The 4,981-nt window shown below is 40.5% G+C and carries 2 protein-coding genes; both read left to right on the top strand.

The genetic code is table 11. The features are described 5' to 3' along the window. Window positions 1-574 (top strand): T9SS type B sorting domain-containing protein (locus ABGT15_RS12925; protein ID WP_367231869.1); only part of this gene is annotated, 574 nt, incomplete at its 5' end. A 156-nt stretch (window positions 575-730) separates the two neighbouring features. Beyond that, window positions 731-4,981, top strand: a 4,251-nt coding sequence (locus ABGT15_RS12920; RefSeq protein ID WP_367231868.1) for a beta strand repeat-containing protein, incomplete at its 3' end; no start/stop codon positions are given.

Genomic DNA, 4,981 nt, shown 5'->3' with positions numbered 1-4,981 from the left:
TGTTATTGTTACCAGCACCGATCCGAACAACCCGTCATGTCCATCGGATCCGGTTACTTCTATTGTAGAAGGCCATACTGTTGGAACGATAGCGTCTTTAATCCCAAGTGTTGCGTTTGATGAAAACGGTTCGATCACGGTTGTGATGACTGGAGGTACCGGAGGTTATTTGTATGCTTTGAGTCCAAGCGGTCCATGGCAGGAATCTAACGTGTTCACAAACTTGAGTACTGGGAATGTGTACACAGTATATGTTACGGACGAGAATGGATGTACCAGCGATAGCCAAAGTATTTACCTGATCGGTTATCCGCACTTTTTCACACCGAACGGAGATGGTGCCAACGATACTTGGAACATCTGGGATTTGGAAGACCAACCTAGTGCTGAAATTCATATCTTCGACCGTTACGGAAAACTGATCAAGCAGATCACTCCGGCAGGCGGCGGATGGGACGGAACTTTTAATGGGGAACCATTACCATCAACGGATTACTGGTTCACGGTGAAGTTCATCGATCCTGCTAATCAGGCAGAAAGAGTTTTCAAGGCTCACTTCTCTATGAAACGTTAAATAATTAAGTTTAATCTTATTAAAAGCTACCTGAAAGGGTAGCTTTTTTTATTATTAACAAAATAGTTGGTTTTTGTGTTACGAATAATTGATTAAATCTTTAATTATTTTGCAATAAATGCTAATTTTGTGTTTTACGATTAAAAAATCATTATAATGAAGAATAATTACTTTTATGTATTATTATTTTGTTTGTTATCTTTTGGGTTGAGAGCTCAGCGCCCTAGGCCAATAGCTGTCGTAGCAACTTCTGCTGCTCCAATATGTGAACCAGGGGATCCATCCGATTTAGCTTGTACATTTACACAAACCCACCAAACTACGGGTTATAATGTAAGTTCTATTCCTTTTAATCCTCCTTTCGGATATACAAACGGTGCAGCTACCTCCTTAATTATTGATGACAGATGGACAGGGATTATTGATTTGAAAGGATTGACTCCTGAGGATTTTAATTTTTGTTTTTATAACAATAATTATATTCAGTGTTTGGTTTCTACCAATGGTACCATTACGTTTAGTATAGCGGGGGTTACACCTGGAGGGCTTTATACTCCAAATTCATTTAGTACATGGGTGAATTCAGGACCTATACCTTATAATGGACCAAGTACTGATGCTCCGTTTAAAAACTCAATTAATGGGGTTTTTCAGGATACTAACCCAGCTATAGATAATACATTTGCAAACCCGAATATAAACTATTATACTACAGGGACTTATCCGAACAGGGTGTTTGTTGTTAATCTTGCTGAAGTGGCTCAATTTGGTTGTTCTTCAGATCCTGTAGTGGGAGCGCAAACCAGTCAGATGATCTTGTATGAAGGAACGAATATAATTGATGTTTATGTGGCAAGACGATATCCATGTGTTAGTTGGTCTGGAGGTCATGGGCTTATTGGTGTTCAAAATAATGATGGAACAGCAGGAGTTACTCCAGCAGGTAGAAATGGAGGAACATGGAATACTCTTAATGAAGCATGGCGATTTACACCAAACGGTACACCGATTGTTCCAACTTTTGAATGGAGAGACCCTGCGAATGTTTTAGTAGGGACAGGTCAGAATATTACTGTCAATCCTACAGCGACAACAACGTATACTGTAACTGCAATTTATCCTACTTGTAGTCCGACGGTTCAGTTTAGGGTTACGGATAATGTTACAGTGGAACTTGTTGATATTCCTACAAATGAGCCTTTGAATGTCAATATTTGTGATACGGGTCAGACTACATTTGAGTTTGATTTCAGTGATAATACCAGTCATGTATTAAATGGTCTTGATCCGGGAATGAATGTCCTTACATATCACACGACTCAGGCAAGTGCTGAAGGTGCCTTTGATGCACAGATAACCGGAGATATTTCAGCTTATCAGGTAGCAACTGTACCTACAACAATATGGGTATCTGTTGAGGATTTGAATACAGCTTGTATCCAAGTGCAATCTTTTGTGTTGAATGCCCGAAACTGTAATGTGCCTGATATGCTTTTGTGTGATATTGGGAATGATGGTTCGGAGTCTTTCAACTTATCAGATCAGAATGTTGCTGTTTTAGATGGTGATAATGCTGCGGATTATATTATAACGTACCATACAACGCTATCAAGTGCTGATGGGACTACGTTGGATAGTGATTTGGTTCCTGCTGGTGCATTGGTAGGCCAACAGGATAATTTTGTAAGTACAGGGCAAACTATTTATTTCAGAAAAGCCCATATAACTGATGCTACAGACGTTTTATTTGATAGTTTTGATTTAATAGTGCTTCCTTTGCCTTCAATAACTGGTAATGCAGCTATTTGTGAAGGATTTACTACTCAATTGTCGTCAACAGCTGCACCGGCAGCAACAACGCCTTGGGTTTCTGATAATACAGCAGTTGCTACTGTTGACGGATCAGGTTTGGTTACAGGTGTTTCTGCAGGTACGGCAAATATTACATATACTAATGATGAGGGTTGTCAAAATGTATATGTAGTTACCGTTAATGATACTCCAACAATTACAGGTACTTTGGCTGTGTGTAACGGTGCAACCACTCAATTAACAGGTTCGGGAGCACCATCTGCCACAACTCCTTGGGCTTCTGGTACACCTTCGGTAGCTACAGTAGATAGTACAGGTTTAGTTACTTCAGTTGGAACCGGAACAACAGTTATAACTTATATTGATGTTAATGGTTGTCAAACAACGGCTACCGTAACAGTTAATGCTTTACCAGTTATTAGTGGTACGCTATCGGCTTGTACTGGTAGTGTGTCGCAATTAAATGCCAGTAATGCGCCGGCAGCAGTAAATCCTTGGATTTCTTCTAATACTACTGTTGCTAGTGTTGGTTCAAATGGTTTGGTTGTTGCTATTTCTCCTGGTACTGTTGTAATAACTTTTACAGATAGTAATGGTTGTCAGGCTACAGCTAACTTTACTGTAAATGCAGTACCTTCTGTAAGTGTTAACAGCCCTGTGGTTTGTACAGGAGCGCAGGCAAATGTTATAGCTACACCAGCTGTTGCTGGAGTGTATACTTATACTTGGAGCGTACCGGCAACGGCCTCTAACCCTGGGAACGTAGCTTCATTTTCTACTACTGTACCGGGTCTGTATAGTGTAACCATATCGGATGGAACTTGTACAAGTGTTGCCGGTTCAGGAACTGTTTCTAATCATCCAGTTCCTACTATTTCGGGAACAATGTCATCATGTGCTGGAGTTGATACGACATTAACAGGTTCAGGAACACCTGCTGCGGTTAATCCATGGTCATCATCAAATACAGGTGTGGCAACAATATCTAATACTGGTGTTGTAAGTGCAGTTGCTGCAGGTTCAACAACAATTACATATACTGATGCAAACGGATGTTCTGTTCAAAGAGTATTTACTGTAAATCCAACACAAGATATTATTAATTTGATTTGTGGACCAACGACACCAACATCGGTAAATTTTGATTGGACTAATATAGCGGGAGCTTCAGGTTATAATTATACATATTCTATAGCTGGTGGTCCTCTTCAGTCAGGTTATCAGCCAATTACGTCGGTGTCTAATGTTACAATTCCAACTCCTGGAGATATGCCGGTTACTTTTACTTTATATCCTGTAGGGGCTTCAATTTGTATTTTACCAAAAACGATTACTTGTAATTGTCCGGATCCAGTTATTACTAATACGAGTCAGGCATTTTGTTCAGGTCAGAATGTACCTCAATTAAACTTTACAACTACAGATCCATACGATACTGTAACTTGGACAAACAGTAATCCTGCTATTGGTTTGCCGGCTAGTGGAACTACATTCTTTCTACCTGCATTTACTGCGGCTACGGTTACATCTCCACAAACAGCAACCATTACTGTAAAACTTACAAAATATGGTTGTGAAGGACAAGCAAGAACATTTGTTTTAACTATAAATCCATTACCAACAGTAACGGTGAACAATCCTACTGTTTGTGCAGGTGCAACTGCAACAGTTACAGCAACTCCTGGTACAGGTGGGACTTACTCTTATGCATGGACTGTACCTACCGGTGCAACAAATCCTGGTAATGTGGCAAGTTTTAATGCTACAATTGCAGGAACTTACTCTGTTGTGATTACCAATTCAACTACAAACTGTATTAGTGCGAGTGCTTCAGGAACAGTAACATTTAACGCGCTACCAACAGTATCGGTTAGTAATGCCGTTGTTTGTATCGGACAGTCAGCTACTGTAACGGCTACACCAGGTGCAGCAGGAACGTATAATTACACTTGGACAGTTCCTACAGGAGTTGCCAATCCAGGTAACGTAGCGACATTTACCACAACAGTGGCTGGTAATTACAGTGTTGTGATTACCGATACAGCAACAAACTGTATTAGTACAAGTGCTTCAGGAACAGTGACTCATAATCCGCTTCCTACAGTAACGGTAAATAGTACTTCCATTTGTTCAGGGCAGACAGCTACGGTAACAGCTACACCAGGTGCTGCAGGAACCTATACTTATAACTGGACTGTGCCAACAGGGGTTACAAATCCAGGTAGTGTGTCAAGTTTTACCACTACAGTTGCAGGAACGTATAGTGTAGTGATTACCAATGCCTCTACGAATTGTGTCAGCACAAGTGCTTCAGGAACAGTAACTGTCAATCCATTACCAACAGTAACGGTTAACAGCCCTACAGTTTGTACAGGGGCAACAGCAACAGTTACAGCTACACCAGGTACAGCAGCTACCTATAACTATGCATGGACTGTACCTACAGGTGCAACAAATCCTGGAAATGTAACAACTTTTAATGCTACAATTGCAGGAACATACTCCGTTGTGATTACCAATACCACTACAAACTGTATTAGTGCGAGTGCTTCAGGAACAGTAACATTTAACGCGTTACCAACAGTAACGGTTAGT

This window comes from Flavobacterium enshiense (assembly GCF_040750275.1).
Lineage (GTDB): Bacteria > Bacteroidota > Bacteroidia > Flavobacteriales > Flavobacteriaceae > Flavobacterium > Flavobacterium enshiense_B.
This window is presented reverse-complemented; position numbering and strand designations above follow the sequence as displayed.